General features: G+C 63.7%; 12 protein-coding genes. 7 read left to right on the top strand and 5 right to left on the bottom strand.

What is annotated here, in order from left to right:
* Window positions 1-91: 91 nt before the first annotated feature.
* The 5 genes from dxs to IM737_RS09840 form a co-directional block, all read right to left on the bottom strand.
* Entirely contained in the window at window positions 92-1,960 is a 1,869-nt protein-coding gene (gene dxs, locus IM737_RS09860; RefSeq protein ID WP_236899905.1) for a 1-deoxy-D-xylulose-5-phosphate synthase, read from the bottom strand.
* A gap of 198 nt (window positions 1,961-2,158) precedes the next feature.
* Window positions 2,159-3,832, bottom strand: a complete 1,674-nt coding sequence (locus IM737_RS09855) for a DUF882 domain-containing protein (protein WP_442874182.1) — start codon at window positions 3,830-3,832, stop codon at window positions 2,159-2,161.
* 217 nt (window positions 3,833-4,049) lie between these two features.
* The gene (locus IM737_RS09850; RefSeq protein WP_236899739.1) at window positions 4,050-5,753 is read right to left on the bottom strand and encodes a L,D-transpeptidase family protein; all 1,704 of its coding nucleotides are present in this window, start codon (window positions 5,751-5,753) and stop codon (window positions 4,050-4,052) included.
* 274 nt (window positions 5,754-6,027) lie between these two features.
* Entirely contained in the window at window positions 6,028-7,332 is a 1,305-nt protein-coding gene (locus tag IM737_RS09845; RefSeq protein WP_236899738.1) for an NAD(P)/FAD-dependent oxidoreductase, read from the bottom strand.
* Complete coding sequence (locus IM737_RS09840; RefSeq protein WP_236899737.1) at window positions 7,332-8,696, bottom strand: glutamine synthetase family protein; 1,365 nt, start codon at window positions 8,694-8,696, stop codon at window positions 7,332-7,334. The genes IM737_RS09845 and IM737_RS09840 overlap by 1 nt, the downstream gene beginning before the upstream one ends.
* A 102-nt stretch (window positions 8,697-8,798) precedes the next feature.
* On the opposite strand from IM737_RS09840, the gene IM737_RS09835 reads away from it, so the two are divergent.
* From IM737_RS09835 to IM737_RS09805, 7 genes are all read left to right on the top strand, one after another.
* Window positions 8,799-9,569, top strand: a complete 771-nt coding sequence (locus tag IM737_RS09835; protein WP_236899736.1) for a gamma-glutamyl-gamma-aminobutyrate hydrolase family protein — start codon at window positions 8,799-8,801, stop codon at window positions 9,567-9,569.
* Window positions 9,566-10,993 (top strand): aminobutyraldehyde dehydrogenase, encoded by a 1,428-nt coding sequence (locus IM737_RS09830; RefSeq protein WP_236899735.1) that lies wholly within the window; start codon window positions 9,566-9,568, stop codon window positions 10,991-10,993. The genes IM737_RS09835 and IM737_RS09830 overlap by 4 nt, the downstream gene beginning before the upstream one ends.
* Window positions 10,994-11,251: 258 nt before the next feature.
* A complete protein-coding gene (locus IM737_RS09825; RefSeq protein WP_236899734.1) occupies window positions 11,252-11,950 on the top strand; it encodes a TetR/AcrR family transcriptional regulator in 699 nt (232 codons plus the stop codon).
* 271 nt (window positions 11,951-12,221) lie between these two features.
* Window positions 12,222-13,502 (top strand): aminotransferase class III-fold pyridoxal phosphate-dependent enzyme, encoded by a 1,281-nt coding sequence (locus IM737_RS09820; RefSeq protein WP_236899733.1) that lies wholly within the window; start codon window positions 12,222-12,224, stop codon window positions 13,500-13,502.
* A gap of 38 nt (window positions 13,503-13,540) precedes the next feature.
* On the top strand, window positions 13,541-15,142 hold the full coding sequence (locus IM737_RS09815) for an ABC transporter substrate-binding protein (protein WP_236899732.1): 1,602 nt from the start codon (window positions 13,541-13,543) through the stop codon (window positions 15,140-15,142).
* Between the two features lie 11 nt (window positions 15,143-15,153).
* Window positions 15,154-16,170: an ABC transporter permease gene (locus IM737_RS09810; RefSeq protein WP_236899731.1), complete on the top strand. Its 1,017-nt coding sequence runs from the start codon at window positions 15,154-15,156 to the stop codon at window positions 16,168-16,170.
* A gap of 4 nt (window positions 16,171-16,174) precedes the next feature.
* Window positions 16,175-17,083: an ABC transporter permease gene (locus IM737_RS09805; protein ID WP_236899730.1), complete on the top strand. Its 909-nt coding sequence runs from the start codon at window positions 16,175-16,177 to the stop codon at window positions 17,081-17,083.

Below are 17,083 nucleotides of genomic sequence, written 5' to 3'. Positions count from 1 at the left end.
GCCCAACCACCGGGCGGCACCTCCCCCTTGATGGGGGAGGTTGGGAGGGGGTGGAGTCGCGAACGCAGTGTCGGGAATGGGCCTTTACCGCCTAGTTGATCTTGCCCAATGCCGCAGCCATAGCGGCTTCGTCAAACCCCAGCGTGGTCAGGGCCGTAGCCACGATGCCAGCCCGGTCCAAGCCGGCATCGGCATACATGTCGGTCTGGCTGGCATGTTCCACGAAACGATCGGGGATCATCAGCGGGCGGAAGCGGAGTTTGCCGTCGAGCAGACCGTTGCTGGCGAGGAAGGTGGCGACGTGGCTGCCGAAGCCGCCGATGGAGCCTTCCTCGGTGGTTAGCAGTACATCATGCGTGGTCGCCAGCTTGGCGATCAGCTCTTCGTCGAGCGGCTTCAAAAAGCGGGCATCGGCGATGGTGGGGTTGAGGCCCAGGGCGGCAAGCTTGTCGGCGGCGGCGAGCACTTCGCCCAGGCGGGTGCCGTAGCTCAGGATGGCGATGGTTGCCCCCTGGCGGACGATGCGGCCCTTGCCGATGGCGAGTTTTTCGCCGCGGGCGGGCATGTCGACGCCCATGCCGTCGCCCCGCGGATAGCGGAAGGCGATGGGGCCGTAGTCGTAGGCGGCCGCGGTGGCCACCATGTGCCGGAGTTCGGCCTCGTCGGCAGCCGCCATCTGTACGATGCCAGGAATGGCGCCGAGATAGGCGGCGTCGTAATTGCCGGCATGGGTGGGGCCGTCGGCGCCGACATAGCCCGCGCGGTCGATAGCGAAGCGCACCGGCAGGTGCTGGATGGCCACGTCGTGTACGACCTGGTCGTAGGCGCGCTGCAGGAAGGTCGAATAGATGGCGCAGAACGGGCGCATGCCTTCGCTGGCGAGGCCGGCGGCAAAGGTCACAGCATGCTGTTCGGCAATGCCAACGTCGAAGATGCGGGTCGGGTGGATTTCGGCGAACTTGTCGAGGCCAGTGCCTGTTGGCATGGCAGCGGTGACGGCGACGATGCGCGGGTCGTCACTGGCTTCCTGGATCAGCGTCTCGGCAAAGACATTGGTATAGGACGGGGCGTTGGACGGCGCCTTGGACTGGGCGCCGGTGATGACGTTGAACTTGGACACGCCGTGATATTTGTCGGCCGAGCTTTCGGCCGGGGCATAGCCCTTGCCCTTCTGGGTGACCAGATGGACCAGAATCGGGCCTTCGGCGGCATCGCGGACATTCTCGAAGATGGGCAGCAGGTTTTCGAGATCGTGGCCGTCGATGGGGCCGACATAGTAAAAGCCCAGCTCTTCGAACAGCGTGCCGCCGGTGAAGAAGGAGCGGGCGAATTCCTCGGTCTTGCGGGCCGGCTCGTGCAGCATCTTGGGCAGCTTGCTGACCACGGTCTTGGCCGCTTCGCGGGTGCCCCGATAGACCGGGCCGGAAACCAGGCGCGCCAAGTAGGTGCGCAGGGCGCCGGTGGGCGGGGCGATCGACATGTCGTTGTCGTTGAGCACGACGATCAACCGGGCATCCATGGCGCCGGCATTGTTCATCGCCTCATAGGCCATGCCGGCGGACATTGCGCCATCACCGATGACGGCAACAACATTGCGGGGCCTGCCGAGCAGTTCGCTGGCGACGGCCATGCCGAGGCCAGCCGAGATCGAGGTGGAGGAATGGCCGGCGCCAAACGGGTCGTATTCGCTTTCGGCGCGACGGGTGAAACCGCTGAGGCCATCCTTCTGGCGCAGCGTGCGGATGCGGTCGCGACGGCCGGTCAGGATCTTGTGCGGATAGGCCTGGTGGCCGACGTCCCAGATGATGCGGTCGTGCGGGGTATCGAAGATGGCATGGAGGGCCACCGTCAGCTCGACGACGCCAAGGCCGGCGCCCAGATGGCCGCCGGTGACCGAGACCGCGTCAATCATTTCGGCGCGCAATTCATCGGCCAGCTGGCGCAGATTTTCGCGCGGCATGGCGCGCAGGTCGGCGGGCGATTGAACGGTGTCGAGCAGCGGAGTGGAGGGCTTGTCGGGCAAGCGGGCGATCCTTTGCCAAATGGCCTTGATCAATTCTTTAGGCTTGGAACGCTTGCTTTGCAACATGAGCAAACCCCTGCGCCTATTGGCGGCAGGGGTTTGTTAGGGCCCGATGATGCCGCAAATGCGGCGATGTCAGTTGGTGGCGATGGCGACGGGCGCGGCGCTGACGAACTTGTTGTGCGACAGGCCCTCGGGGAAGTCGCCGACGCTCATAACGGTGACGTATTCGCCCATCTCAGTCGCCGGGCTGAAATCGGCCTCGTCGTGGTCCCAGATCACCGCAAAATGGTCCGAGGTCAGCGCTGATGGGGCCAGGAAGACTTCGGCGATGTGCTCAAGATCGGGGGCGATGAGGTCAGGGCTACGCATGGTCGCGGGCGCGGTGCGGTTGGCGATGTGATCGGCCAGTGCAGCGGCGACCGGGGCACTCTGCTGCGGCGCGCCGAAGGTGCCGTTGAAGAGGCCGGCCAGGGCGCCGGTGACGGCGTCGCCACCACCCAGCGATGCCGTGCGGATGCCGGTGGCGGAGGTCAGCGACGGCAGGATGGGCAGACGCGAGGCCGGGCTCGGCGGCGGCGTGGCTGCCGTGGTTTCACGATCGATGATCATCTGCAGGGCGCGCTGGGCTTCGGGATCCTGCGGCATGGGCGCGAGATAGGCGGTCATCACATCGGGCTGCGGCGGCTCGGTCATGATCAGACGCGGCTGCGGCACGGGCGCGGTGAGCGCGGCAAGCGCGGTGACAGCATCGCCCGATGGCAGGGCGGCAGCGGTGGCCACTTGCAGGGCCTGCGACTTGAGCGCGGGGACCGGGGCCACGACAGCTGTGGTCAATTCGGTCGGATCGAGCGGGGCGCTGCCAACGGTGCCAAAGGGCAAAGCGGGAACCGGCGCGACCGCTGCCACCTCGACGGGGGCGGAAACGCCACCGAGATTGGCCGGGCGCATGGCGGGAATCGGCGCCGCTTGCGGCATTGCCGGCTGTGGTGCGACGGCGGCGACCTGTACAGGAGCAGGTGCTGCAGCCGTTGCGGCGGCGGGCTGGTTGTTGCCGCCAAACAGCATGTCGACCAGCGTGCGGCCGCTACCGCCTTCGGCGACCTGGGTGCCGCCGGAATCGCCGTTGCACGGATAGCGATGGCACTGCTTCCATTCGGCCAAGGCGACCTGGTAGCCCTGCTGCGACAGCGGCGTGCCATCGGTGGGCAGGTGCATGGTCTTGCCGTCGGGGAAGATTTCCTTGAGCTGAGCGCGGGTCATGCGCGGCCAGGCGCGCACCGAACCGACGTCGAGATGGACGAAGGGGCTGCCGGACGTGGGATAGTAGCCGACGCCACCGACCTGCTTTTTCATGGCAGTGGCGCGGAGCTTGGCCAACGGAATGCCGGGGATAAAGAAGTCCATCGCCGTGCCGCGCATATGCTGGGAGTTGTCGGCGACGCCCGAAGAATTGGCGGCCAGCATGGCGTTGGTGGCGGGTGAGCGATAGGCGGAAACGATATTGATGGGCTGGCTGCCGCCGACCTCTTGGTAGACCTCCCAGACGAGGTCGAACAGGCGCGGGTCCATCTTGGTGGGCTCGTTGCGGCGCCAGTCGCGCAGGAACTGATTGAGATCGTTGAGGCCGGACTGAACGTATTGCCCATTGCGCTTGAAGACGATGCGGGCCGTCTCGCCGGTATGGGTATAATACAGGTAGAGCGCGCGTTCAGTCGCCGCCGCAGCCGGAGTAACGGCCTGTGGCAGGATGACGGTGATGCTCATAAGGGCGGCAATCAGCAGCCGCACGATATGGTGCCGTTTCAAATAGGAAGTCCCCGTCACGCGAAACTCTGCCGGTTATTGCCAGTCGTCGTCGGACGTTAGCGCAAAAAATGATCGAAGTTATTAACGCTAACGGTCGGTCAACCGGCTCCCACCGGACCCCTCACGCATACGTTATTACGAGCAAAAACGGGCACAACCAAGGCGAAATTGTAAACGCGGGGTTAAGGGCGGTGGACGCCAGGCGGGCGTCGCACGCTTACGGAGACAGCGCGTTGGCCGCAGCGGGGACGGCTTCCGCGACGATTTCGGGGATGTCGTCCGGTGCATCCAGGCCCATCGCCGATATCAACTTGGCATTGTGGCCATAGACGTCGCCGAAGGAGCGCAGTGAGCCATCGGCTTCGACGCGGATGGTGAAATAGGCGATATGGACAGGAATCTGCTTTTCCGGATTCACCCAGCGCTCGGACGAGCCAAACATGGCTTCGAGCGAAGCCCGCGAGATATTGGGCTCATTGGCCATCAGAGCATCGGCGAATTCCATCGGATTCATGACCCGGACGCAGCCGTGGCTGTAGGCACGGAAATCGCGCGAGAACAGCGACTTGGACGGCGTGTCGTGCAGGTAGACGTCGTGCTTGTTGGGGAACAGGAACTTGATCTGGCCCAGCGCATTGCCGGCACCGGGGCGCTGGCGGACGCGGAAGGGGAAGTTGGACGGGCTGACCTGGCTCCAATCGACTGACCACGGGCTGATCGGGCTGCCATTGTAGAGCAGGTCGTAGTTGTGGCTGTCGATATAGCCCGGATTGCGCATCACGGCGGGGGCGATTTCGCCGCGCAGGATGGAACTCGGGACGTTCCAATAGGGGTTCACCACGATGTGGCGGATGCTGTCCGAGAAGACGGGCGTCTGGTTCTTCACCGTGCCGACGACAACGCGGGTGGTGTATTCCTCAACGCCATCGCGACTGATGGCGAGGCGGAACTCGGGAATGTTCACGAAGACGTTGAACTGGCCCAGGTCGCGCGGCATCCAGCGCCAGCGTTCCATATTGGCGATAATGTCGGCCTTGGTCAGCGGCGTCCCACCATTGAGAGCGGCCAGCGTTGCCGGCCCCATGACGCCATCGACATCGAGATCGAGACTGGTCTGGAAGGCCTTCATGGCTTCGACCAGCGCATCGTCATAGACGGAGCCTTCGGCGGTGGGCAGCTCGAAGCGGGTGCGCAGCACCGGCACGCGAGGATCGCTCATGCCGGGCTTGAGCGTTTGTCCCGCGGCGATCTGGGCGGGGCGATCGGTCTGGCTCTCGTCAAAGGTCGCGAGGGCGGCCTTGAGGGCGAGGAATTCGGGATGGGTCGGCTCAAGCGCGGCGATCACGGCCACCGGATCGGGGCTGGATGCCAGCTGCACCAGCAGCGCCGTATCGTCGAGTTGCTTGGGCGCGACATCGAGCAGCTGGCTGACCGAGCTTGGCTTGATGCGGCCGGTATAGATGTGGGTGGCATAGCGCAGGGTGGCGCCGGAAAAAGCGGTTTCGAGCGCAGCCATCTTGAGCGGATCGCCCTTGGCGCCGGCTACGTCGAGATCAGGCGTCAGGTAATCGCTGGGGCGCAGGCCCTCGCTTTCGGCGGCGGCAAAAAGCTTGAGAATCTGCTGGGCGGGCGCTGAGAAGCTGACCTCGCCATTGGCGGCCTCATCGAGCCAGATCGGCTCGAAATGGCGGGCGCCATAGAAGAAATAGAGCCGTTGGGCTTCGTTATAGGCCGCAGAATCCTTGGCGGCGCCGTAATAGGCTGCGGCAAGGCCAGCCTTGATGGTCTGGGCCAGTGGGGTTTGCGCGGGCGCGATGATGACCGGCCCTGCGGCGAGACTCGCCACGTCCTGAGCGCTTGCTGGAACAGCGCTTCCCACACCCGCAAGGGCAGCGACGAGGCAAACCAAGATCTTGTTCATGTGAGCTCCAGCACGGCAACGCTTGTCGGTTACACGCCCGATCCTGAACGGAAGCTGACGGGGCCGCACCGCGCCAAAAAGCCATACTCCGCAAACCTTAACAGGAGCAATTGCTCGCAATGTTGTGAGCGCCAATTGTGGTGGGTTTGCAACGATTGTGCCCCCGGCAGAGCAGGTTGGACTGTGAACGCCACTCCCGAGCAACCGGCGGAGGGTTCCGGCGGAGTTGGCGGCATTCCGCTGTCTTGAACGGGCGAACGCGCCGTGCGCGCACTCAAATGCCGAGCCGGTCTTTGAGTTCATACCACCACGAACCGAGGGTGGAATACTGGGCGCGGAACATGCGGCCGCCGGGGAAGGGGATCCAGGGGAGCGCGGCGAAAGTGTCGAAGCGGGTCAGGTCGCCCCTCACGGCCTCCGAAAGAATGCGGCCGAACAGGTGCGACCCGGTGATCCCGTGACCGGAATAGCCGTGGGCGAAATAGACATTCCTGCCCAACCGGCCCAGTTGCGGGACGCGGGAGAAGGAGAGAGCGAAGTTGCCGCTCCAGGCATAGTCGATGCGAACATCCGTGAGCTGGGGAAAGACCTTGTCCATGTTGGGCCGTAGCTTGGCGACGACATCGGCGGGGTCGGTGCCGCCATAAACCACGCCACCGCCGAAGATCAGCCGGTGATCGGCGCTGACGCGGAAATAATCGAGAATATAGCGCACGTCTTCCACGCACATGCCGGTGGGCAGCAAGGCATTGGCCCGCTCGGCGCCGAGCGGTTCGGTGGCCATCATCTGGGTGGAAACAGGCATGACCCGCGCCGTCAGTTCAGGCACGACATTGCCGAGATAGGCATTGCCGCAAACCAACACCGCCTTTGCCGTGACCCTGCCGCTTTGGGTCTGGACACTGGCACCAGAGGCGTTCTGCTCGACTTTTGTCACCGGCGAGTGCTCGAAAATTGTCCCGCCCAGCTGCTCGAGCGCGGCCGCCTCGCCCAGAGCTAGATTGAGCGGATGCATGTGCCCGCCCGAATGATCGATCATCCCGCCTTCGTAGACCGCGCTGCCGATGTGTCGGCGGATCGCCTGCTTGTCGAGCAGTTCGTGGTCATCCATGCCATGTTGGCGCCATAGGGCCTGCTTGGCCTTGAGCTCTTCCATGTGCTTGGGCGTATAGGCGGCATAGATGTTGCCGCGCTTGAGATCGCACTCGATGGCGTAGCGGTCGACCCAGTCATAGATGATACTGGCGCCTTCTTGCAGCAGCCCGCCGACGAACTTTGCCGTTTGCTCGCCATAGCGGCGGGTGATGGTGCCGAGGCTGGCATTGAGGCCGTTGACCACCTGGCCGCCATTGCGCCCCGAGGCGCCCCACCCGACCTCAGCGCCTTCGACGACGACAACCTTGAAGCCATGCTCGGCCAGGTGAATGGCAGAGGACAGGCCAGAATAGCCGGCGCCGACGACGCAGATATCGGCCTCAACGTCGCCCTGAAGGGTGACCGGCTTGCGGATGATGTTGCGCGACGCTGCGTAATAGCTCGGTGGATAGCTTCCGTCCCCGGCATAGCTTGCGGGGGCCATCACACGGCCTCCAGGTAAGCGCTGAATTCGAGATCGCTGACCTGGGAGGCAAAGCCGGCGATTTCCTGCCGCTTGCAGGCAACGAACATCGACTGCAGAGTCTGGTCGAAAATGCGCGGGATCATGTCGCCATCCTCAAAGGCATTGACCGCCGAGGCCCAGTCTGCCGGCAGCTTGGGCAGGCGTTCGGAATAGGCCCGGCCGGCAAACGGCTTTGGGGGCTTCTTGCTGTCCTCGATGCCGACCAGGGCCGCGCCGAGGATGCCGGCCAGCACCAGATAGGGGTTGGCGTCAGCGCCCGAAACACGGTGCTCGATGCGACGAGCTTTGTGGTTGCCGCCGGGAATGCGGACGGCTGTCGTGCGGTTCTCGTAGCCCCATGAAATGGCGCTGGGGGCGTGGGTGTCCGGGCGCAGGCGGCGATAAGAATTGAAGTGGGGCGCGAACAGCAAAGTCGATTCTGCCATGCCGGCCAGTAGGCCACCAACGGCGTGCAGCATCACATCCGAACCGGTTTCGGTGCCGTCATCGAACACGTTGTTGCCCGACAGGTCATTGAGGCTGAAATGCACATGGAAGCCATTGCCGGAACGGGCCCCGTAGGGCTTGGCCATGAAGGTCGCCACCAGCTTGTGCTTGCGCGCCACGCCCTTGACGATCCGCTTGAACAGCACGGCGTCGTCCGCCGCCTTGAGGGCATCAGGGGTGTGCAACAGGTTGATCTCGAACTGGCCGACGCCATTTTCCGCCACGGCGGTATCGGCAGGCACGTTCTGCTGCTGGCACTGGAGGTAGACGTCGCGGAAGAATTCGCCAAAGTCCTCCAACTCGTCGAGCGACAGGATAGCGTCGGAATCGAGCCGCTTGCCGGTATAGGGCGAAATCGGCGGCTGTGCGGAATCGGCTTCGGGATCCACCAGGTAGAATTCGAGCTCGGTGGCAACCACCGGCTGCAGACCGTGCTCGGCATAGCGCCGCAGCACCTGCGCCAGCGCCTGACGCGGGTCGCCAAGGAATGGCGTCCGCGCGTCCTGGAACAGCCACAGAGGGATCATGGCGCTGGGGCGCGTGGTCCAGTTGATGGGTAGGGCCCCGCGTCCGGTCGGACTGCAGATGCCATCGGTATCGCCATTGGAAAAGACCATCGGGTTGCCCACGATATCCTCGCCCCACACGTCCACGCCGACGATGGAAAGCGGCATGCGGATGCCGTTGTCGGCAATGCGCCGGGCCTGATCGATGGGGATGCGTTTGCCGCGCAGGATGCCGTTCAAATCGCAGACGGCGGTGTGAAGAACTTCGATCTGCGGGTTGTTCGCGAGCCAGGAGACGATGTCTTCATTTGCGATCGTTGCGGAACTCATGCCTGTCCGTCGCCTTTTAGGTATGTCATAGCCTTAGCTTAGCAGGTGCCTCTGCGTTAAGGGAGGCGGGTGCGGCGAGAATGCTCAAAATCAGGTGCGCATATGCTTCAGCATCGGCCGATTGTCGGGGTCATCGCGTGTGGCCGCGAGGTGGAGGGCGAGCCCGCCCAGGCGGTCAAGCACCGCTATCTTGAGGCCGTGGAACGGTTTGCTGAAGCGATCCCGCTGATCGTGCCCTCGAACCAGTCCGAGGCCAATGTCGCCGATATCGTGGCGCGCCTCGATGCCGTGATGCTGACGGGCAGCAATTCCAATATCGCACCGCGCCACTACGGCTCCGACCTGATCGGCCAGGCGCCGATCGACGACGGGCGCGATGGCTTGGGCCAGGCGCTCATTCGCGCGGCGATCACGGCGGGCAAGCCAGTCTTCGGCATCTGCCGGGGACTGCAGGAGATCAACGTGGCGCTCGGCGGCACGCTGCGAGACCTGCGCGACAGCCGCCTGGCCGGCCCGCATCACGCGCTGCCCGATGTTTCGATTGAGGAGATGTTTGCCTTTGGGCACGAAATCGAAGTGTCTGCCAACGGCACGCTCCACCGGTACGCGGCAAGCGACCGGCTTGTCGTCAACAGCGTGCATTTTCAGGCAGTCGATCGTCTGGCCGAGGGGCTGGTCGTCAATGCCATCGGGCCAGACGGTGTCATCGAGGCAGTTTCGGCCACCAATACATCTGCGCCGGTGTTTGCCGTCCAATGGCATCCTGAATGGCGTCCCCAGGGCCGACCGCATGATATGGCCTTCTGGCACTATTTGGGTGAAGCAGCTCGGGCCCAATACATGCCTGCCCCAGGATCGGAGATCAGTCTATGAGTGCGTTCGAGACCCGTCTGTTCATCAAGGGCGAATTCGTTGCCGGCGAGGGGCCGTCCGAAACCGCCAATGAGCCGGCCCTGGACAGCCCCCTGGCCGAGGTCGCGTCGGCCAGTGCCGGGCAGGTCGACCTTGCGGTTCGCGCCGCCCATGGCGCCTACAAGGACTGGTCGCAGCGGACGCCGCGCGAGCGCAGCGCGGCGCTATTCGCCATTGCCGCGGGCATCGAGGCGCGGGCCGATACGCTGGCCGAGGTCGAATCGCGCAATGCCGGAAAGCCGTTGCGTTTCGTGAAGGGCGGAGAGCTGGCCAATGTCGCAGACGTGTTCCGCTATTTTGGCACCGCGGCACGCAATATGCCGGCGCCGGCCGCGGGGAATTACCGGTCCGCGACGCGGACCAGCCTTGTCCGCCGCGATCCCATTGGCGTCATCGCCCAGATTGCGCCCTGGAACTATCCGCTGCTGATGGCGGCCTGGAAAATCGCGCCCGCCATCGCCGCAGGCAATGCGGTGGTGATCAAGCCGTCGGAATTGACGCCGCTCAGCCTGCTCGCGCTCAGCGAGATCTTTGCGGAGGTCTTGCCGGCGGGTGTCGTCAATGTGGTGTGCGGCAACGGACCGGACGTCGGCCAAGCGCTGATTTCGCACGATATGGTGCGGATGATCTCGCTGACCGGCGATGTGCGGACAGGACGGGCGGTTTTGCAGGCGGCTGCGGGGCCGATGATCAAGCGGACCCATCTCGAACTGGGTGGCAAGGCGCCAGTGATCGTCTGCGAGGACGCCGATCTGGATAAGCTGGTCGAGACCCTGCGGGAGGCCAGCTTCTACAATGCCGGGCAGGACTGCACCGCGGCCTGCCGCATCTTTGCTCATCGCAACGTGGTCCAGGCTCTCACCGACAAGCTGCAAGCCATGATCGGTTCGCTGGTCTATGGCCGTCCGGAGCGGGACGACGTGGAATTCGGCCCGCTCATCAGCGCGCGCCAGCTTGAGCGTGTCGATGGCTTTGTGTCGCGGGCGCGCGCCGGAGGCTGCGACGTCATCCAGGGCAGCGCGGACGAGTCCGGTGGCTATTTCTTTTCGCCGACGCTGGTCGCGGCGCCGATCGATGCGGAAATCGTGCAGAAGGAAGTGTTCGGTCCGGTGCTCAGCATCACCCCCTTCGACGACGTCCAGACGGCGCTCGACTGGGCCAATGCCTCCGAATACGGGCTGGGATCCTCGGTGTGGTCGCGCCAGACCGAACAGGCCATGGCCATTGCCAACGCCCTCGAATATGGCGTCACATGGATCAACACCCATGGCGTCATGGCCAGCGAAATGCCCCATGGCGGCATGAAGAACTCGGGCTATGGCTCGGACCTCTCCATGCAGTCGCTGATCGACTACACCCAAATCCGCCACCTCATGTTCGGCTGAGCCTGATCAAGTCCTGCCTTGCCCGGCGATCCAGTGGCCGCGTGCGACGGCTACGCCGAGCCTGCGGCGACTGAAGGCCGCAAGTTGCATCCTGCTTTCTGTCGCCTCCGGGCCGTCCGCGACTGCTGCGGAAACGAAGTCCAGCGGCGAAACAGGCCTTGGAATCCGGCCCGGCAACCGAACGACCAAACATCGGTAGCGCTGTCCTCGATGTCGTCGAAAATGCTATGCTCGGTTTAGTGTGAGAGAGTGGCGCTGATGGAAAAAACGCTGGTTCCCAGAAAAACTGTCAGTCCCGAGGAAATCGAGCGGCGCTCGGTGCCGCGACGGCCGCTGCGCGCCCGTGGTGTCAAGCGGGTGGAGGTGCTGCTCGATGCCACTGAACACTTGCTGGCCTACTCCCGTAACGACGACATCAGTCTGGCCACCATCGCCGAGGAGGCGGGAGTGCCCTTGCCCTCGGTCTACCACTTCTTTCCCAATCGCAACGCGGCTCTGGTTGCCCTGGCCGCCCGCTACCACCGCGATCTCGCCAAGCTGTCTCACCAACCGCTCGATCCGGAGCCGAGCGCGTGGCAGGACCTGGTCCGTATGCGTCAGCGCAATGGTGCGCGCTATCTCAACCGCCATCCCGCAGCGCTCCGCCTGTTCATGGGCGCAGGCGTCAGCGTCGAAGTGCGCAATCTCGACTTGCGCGGCAACGCTGCCTTGGCCGTCAGCCGGGCCGAGGACCTGCGCCAGCGCTTTGATTGCAGCAGCCTGCATAACCTCGAATTCTGGCTAGCCGTTTCGATAGGCATCATGGATGGCATCTGGGCCATATCCTATGCTGAGCATGGCACCATCGAGGATGCCTATGTTGCCGAGAGCTCCCGCGCGGCTATCGCTTATCTCCGCTGCTTCCTCCCCGAGCAGCTGCCACCCCCGCATGCAGCAAGCGGCACGGTCAAGAGATAATCGAATATTCTATCATTATTGGCCGCTGCAATCCTCTCTCGATTTTGTTCCAAACGTCCGTTTGAGATGCTGCCGTTGCGATTTGGCACGGCAGAAAGCCCAGAAACTGGGGAAATACAGCGGCGCCAGTGCCAGTAATGCATAACAGTCGTGCATTTTGCGCAGGTGACTAGTTTCGCATCAATGGCCGCTTGAAAATCGAATTTTCTGTCCTTAGCCTCATGGGCAATTCACGGCGCCTATGGGCGCAGCCAATGCGGGGATGACGGCCATGGTCTGGAGCAACACGCGCGACAAGCAATTGCGGGAGAGGGCCTTTCAGGTCATTCCGAACGGCATGTATGGGCACGAGTCGGTGGCCATCATGCCCGACGACTTCCCGCAGTTCTTCGCCAGGGCCGAAGGAACCCGTCTGTGGGACGTCGATGGCAACGAATACATCGACTACATGTGCGCCTATGGCCCGAACTTGATGGGCTATGCCCGCCCGGAAGTGCAGTCGGCCATCTTCGATCAACTGGCGTTGGGCGATACGATGACAGGGCCGGGACCCGGCATGGTGGAGCTGGCTGAGACCATGGTCTCCATGGTCCGCCACGCCGATTGGGCCATGTTCTGCAAGAATGGCGGAGACGCCACGTCCATTGCCATGGTCGCGGCGCGGGCGTATCGCGGCAGGAAGAAAATCCTCGTGGCGCGCGGCTCCTATCACGGCTCGGCACCATGGAACACACCGGGCATGTCCGGCATCGTCCCCGAGGATCGTGCCCACATCGTCTATTTCGAATATAACGACCTCGATAGCCTGACCAAGGCCGCCAAGTTTGCTGGCGACGACGTGGCAGGCATTTTCGCTACCCCGTTCAAGCACGAAACCTTCGCCGATCAGTCCTATGTCGATCCCGAATACGCCCGCGGCGTGCGCAAGCTCTGCGACGAGATCGACGCGCTGTTGATCGTCGACGATGTGCGCGCCGGCTTCCGGCTGACGCGTGGCTGTTCGTGGGAGACAGTCGATGTCGATCCCGACATTGCCTGCTTCGGCAAGGTCATCGGCAATGGCCAGCCGATTTCGGCGGTGCTCGGATCCAACAAGGTGCGCAAGGCCGTCGAATCCATGTTCGTCACCGGCTCGTTCTGGTTCTCGGCCGTGCCCATGTCGGCCGCGCTCGCCACAATGAAGCTGGTGCGCGAAACCGATTATCTCGAACAGCTGGTCAAGATCGGCACGCTGCTGCGCACTTCGCTCGACGCGCAGGCCAGGGAATACGGCTTCTCCATCCGCCAGACCGGTCCGGTGCAGATGCCGCAAATCCTGTTCGATGACGATCCAGATTGGCGCTTCGGCTATCGCTGGTGCCAGCTTGCCATGAAGAATGGCGCCTATCTCAGTCCCTACCACAATATGTTCATCAATGCGGCGATGACCGAAGCGGATGTGGCCAAAACTCTCGAGGCGACCGGAGCAGCCTTTGCCGACCTCAAGGCGAACCGGACGACGCTCGAACCCCAGGCCAAGCTCAGCGTGCTCAAGCGCCTGATGGCCAGTTGACCTCTCACCCGACCCAAGGACCTCCCGCAATGCCCCAAATGCGTCTCACTGCCCGCATGTCCCGCCGTCACCTCCTGGTCGTTACCAGTGCCTTGGCACTGGCATCCCTCGCCCCAGCCGCCTTTGCGCAGGACAGCGAGACCCTCGTCATCGCCCGCTCGATGGACGTCAACTCGCTCGATCCGGCCCGCGCCTTCTGCGACACCTGCCAGATCTATCTCAGCGCCACTTACGAGACGCTGGTCACGCTGGCACCGGACAATCAGTCGCTGGTCCCCAGCCTCGCCGCCAGTTGGGATATCAATTCCGAGACGACCGAATTCACCTTCCACCTCAAGCCCGAGGCCGTCTTCGCCGATGGCTCGCCCGTCGAGGCCAAGGATGTGGTGTGGAGCTTTCAGCGCCTGCTCAATCTCAAGGGCTCGCCATCCTTCCTGATGGACGGCATGACCGCTGTCGAGGAAGTCGATCCCAAGACCGTCAAGGTCACGGTCGCCGCGCCCGACTCCGAATTTGTCAACAAAATTTCGGCCACCTACGCCGCCATTATCAATTCCGACGTCGCCATTGAGGCCGGCGCTATTGCTGACGAGACGGCAGCAACGGCTGATACGTCCGAAACCTGGTTTTTCGAGAATTCCGCCGGCAGCGGCCCGTTTACCCTGGCCGGCTACACGCCGGAGACAGAACTGCGCTTCGCCCGCAACGACGCCTATTACGGCACCAAGTCGCCCTTTGCCGAAGTGGTCATCACCCAGGTACAGGACGCGGTGAGCCAGGCGCAGGCGCTTGAATCAGGCGCAGTCGACATTGCCATGCAGATTGACCCGGACACCGCCGCTTCCATCTCGTCGCCCGATGTCACGACCGAGGTCGTGCCGTCCTTCAACTTCGTCTATGTGGCCTTCAGCCCCGGCGCTGCCTCCGCCGAGGGCAAGCTTACCCCTGCGGTGCGCGAGGCGCTGGCCCTGGCCATCGATTACGACGGCATGCTTGAATTCACCGTAGGCGGCAACGGCTTCAAGCAGTCCTCGCCCATTCCAAACGGTTTCCCCGGCACCGCCGGCCTGCCGGAACCGAGCCAAGATGTCGAAAAGGCCAAAGCCCTGCTGGCCGAAGCCGGCTTTCCCGATGGCTTCACCCTCGACGCCGTCTATCCCAACGATAACGTCTACGGCGTCGATCTCAACCTGATGATGCAAAAGGTACAGCAGGATTTCGCGGCTGTCGGTGTCACCATCAACCTGCAGCCCCAGACCTATCCGGTCTGGCGCGACCAACTGACCGGCGACGGCATTCCGGTCACCGCCGTCTATTACGCGCCCGACTATTATGGCAGCGGCCAGTATGTCGCCTATTTCGCCATGATCGAGAGCACGCCGTGGGCCGCTCGCGCTGGTGGCGCTGCGCCGGAGGCGGTGGTTAATCCCGCCGAAGCCGATCTCTACGCCCAGGCCCTGGCTGCTACCGGCGAGGCCAGCGACGCGCTTTACAACCAGATCGGCCTCGAGATGATCAAGGACAAGATCATCATCCCGCTGGTCAGCCCCAATCTGGTGCTGGCCTATGGCAGTGACCTGGCGGGCGTCCGCTACAGCGCTTGCTGCAACCTGCCGCTCAACGAGATCACCCGCAAATAGGAAGCTGACCGATGCTGGGCTATCTCTTGCGCCGCATGGTGGCCATGCCGCTCCTGCTCCTGGGGATAGCCAGTGTCGTCTTCCTGTTGTCGCAGATCACCAAGGGCGATCCCCTTTCGGCCCTCATCCCCGAACGGATGATGTCCAACGCGGAGGTGGTCGCCACGGTCAAGGCCCAATGGGGCCTCGATCGCTCGCTTCCCGAACGGTACCTGATCTATATGGGCCACCTGATCCAGGGCGATCTTGGCACCTCCTTCGGCACACGCCGCCCCGTCAGCACCGACATTGCCGAGCGCCTGCCGGCCACGATTGAGCTCGTGGTGGCGGCCATGATCTTCGGCTGCACCTCCGGCATCGGCCTGGGCCTGCTCGCCGCCCGCTTCAAGAACACCGTGACCGACAGCGCAGCCCGCATCTTCGCGCTTATCGGTTCCTCAGTGCCGGTCTTCTGGTCCGGCCTGATCCTGCTTTTCATCTTCTCGGTCAAGCTGGGCTGGGTCTCCGGGCCCGGCAGGCTCGATGCCCGCACCGATCCCCCGCCCGGTATCACTGGCTTCTTCACTGTCGATAGCCTGTTGGCGGGCAACGTGCCGCTGTTTCTCGAGGCGCTCGGCCACCTGATCCTGCCCGCTTTCGTACTCGGCTGGTCTGTCACCGGCATCGTTACGCGCCTGATCCGCTCGAGCCTCCTCGAAGCGATGAACATGGACTATATCCGCACCGCGCGAGCCAAGGGCGCGCCGGAAAATGTGGTGCTGATACACCATGCCTTGCGCAACGCCTTGATCCCGGCGCTCACCATCCTGGGCTTCACCTTCGCCTATCTCATCACCGGCGCGGTGCTGACCGAGACTATTTTCTCCTGGCCCGGCATCGGCTCTTACGCCGTTTCGGCAGCGCGTTCGCTCGACTATCCAGCCATCGTCGGGGTGACGCTGGTCGGCGCCGTCGCGTTCCTGCTGGCCAATCTGCTCACCGACATCGCCTATGCCTTCGCCAATCCGCGCGTAAAGCTGGAAGGATAGGTCGATGACAGACCTGGCCGAACTCGATCCCCTCACCACCGCCCGCCCGCTCGCACCGCCGGTGCTTCGGCACAAGCGCCAGTCACGCTGGTCTGTGGCCGTTCAACTCTTCCGCAAACTGCCGCCCACGGCGATCCTCGGCGCGGCAGTCATCCTGTTCTGGGTTGTGTGCGCCGCCACTGTGCAGTTCTGGGGTCTGTCCAATCCGCTGGCCATGGCTGGCAAGCGGCTGCAGGAGCCGAGCTTTGAGCATTGGCTTGGCACTGATGCGCTGGCCCGCGACGTGCTCTCGCGCACGCTGCATGGCGCCACCTTCTCCGTGCCGATCTCCATCGGAGTGGTGGCGGCGGCCGTTGCCATCGGCTCTATCCTCGGTGCCATTGCCGGCTATGTCGGCGGCTGGCTCGATGGCTTTGTCATGCGCGCCGTCGATATCACGGTGTCGTTCCCACCGATCCTCCTGGCCATGACCATCTCGGCCGCGCTGGGGCCGGGCCTTACCAACGCTGCCATTGCAATGGTCATCGTCTGGTGGCCCATCTATGCCCGGCTCATGCGCGCCCAGGTGCTCGAAGTGCGCGAGCGGGAGCATGTCGAAGCCGCCATCGCCGGCGGGGCTGGGCCATTCCGGATACTCACCAAGCACATCATGCCGCTATGCTGGACCCCGACTTTGGTCAACGCCACCATGGATTTCGGCCAGGTCGTGCTGCTCGCCGCCTCCCTCAGTTTCATCGGCCTCGGCGCCACGCCGCCCAGCCCAGAATGGGGCAGCATGATCTCGGAGGGCGCTTCCAAGTTCTACAACTGGTGGATTGCACTCGGGCCGGGCGTCGCCATCCTGACGGTCGTGCTCGCTTGCAGTTTTCTCGGCGACGGCCTGCGCGATCTCCTCGATACACGGGAACGCTGA

This window comes from Devosia sp. SL43, from assembly GCF_021729885.1.
Classification (GTDB): Bacteria; Pseudomonadota; Alphaproteobacteria; order Rhizobiales; family Devosiaceae; genus Devosia.
This window is presented reverse-complemented; position numbering and strand designations above follow the sequence as displayed.

Coding starts and splice junctions, on each gene's coding strand:
- IM737_RS09815 (WP_236899732.1), top strand. CDS start 13,541: ATGCGTCTCACTGCCCGCATGTCCCGCCGTCACCTCCTGGTCGTTACC.
- IM737_RS09845 (WP_236899738.1), bottom strand. CDS start 7,332: ATGGCCCCCGCAAGCTATGCCGGGGACGGAAGCTATCCACCGAGCTAT.
- IM737_RS09810 (WP_236899731.1), top strand. CDS start 15,154: ATGCTGGGCTATCTCTTGCGCCGCATGGTGGCCATGCCGCTCCTGCTC.
- IM737_RS09840 (WP_236899737.1), bottom strand. CDS start 8,696: ATGAGTTCCGCAACGATCGCAAATGAAGACATCGTCTCCTGGCTCGCG.
- IM737_RS09830 (WP_236899735.1), top strand. CDS start 9,566: ATGAGTGCGTTCGAGACCCGTCTGTTCATCAAGGGCGAATTCGTTGCC.
- IM737_RS09805 (WP_236899730.1), top strand. CDS start 16,175: ATGACAGACCTGGCCGAACTCGATCCCCTCACCACCGCCCGCCCGCTC.
- IM737_RS09820 (WP_236899733.1), top strand. CDS start 12,222: ATGGTCTGGAGCAACACGCGCGACAAGCAATTGCGGGAGAGGGCCTTT.
- dxs (WP_236899905.1), bottom strand. CDS start 1,960: ATGCCGCGCGAAAATCTGCGCCAGCTGGCCGATGAATTGCGCGCCGAA.
- IM737_RS09850 (WP_236899739.1), bottom strand. CDS start 5,753: ATGAACAAGATCTTGGTTTGCCTCGTCGCTGCCCTTGCGGGTGTGGGA.
- IM737_RS09835 (WP_236899736.1), top strand. CDS start 8,799: ATGCTTCAGCATCGGCCGATTGTCGGGGTCATCGCGTGTGGCCGCGAG.
- IM737_RS09825 (WP_236899734.1), top strand. CDS start 11,252: ATGGAAAAAACGCTGGTTCCCAGAAAAACTGTCAGTCCCGAGGAAATC.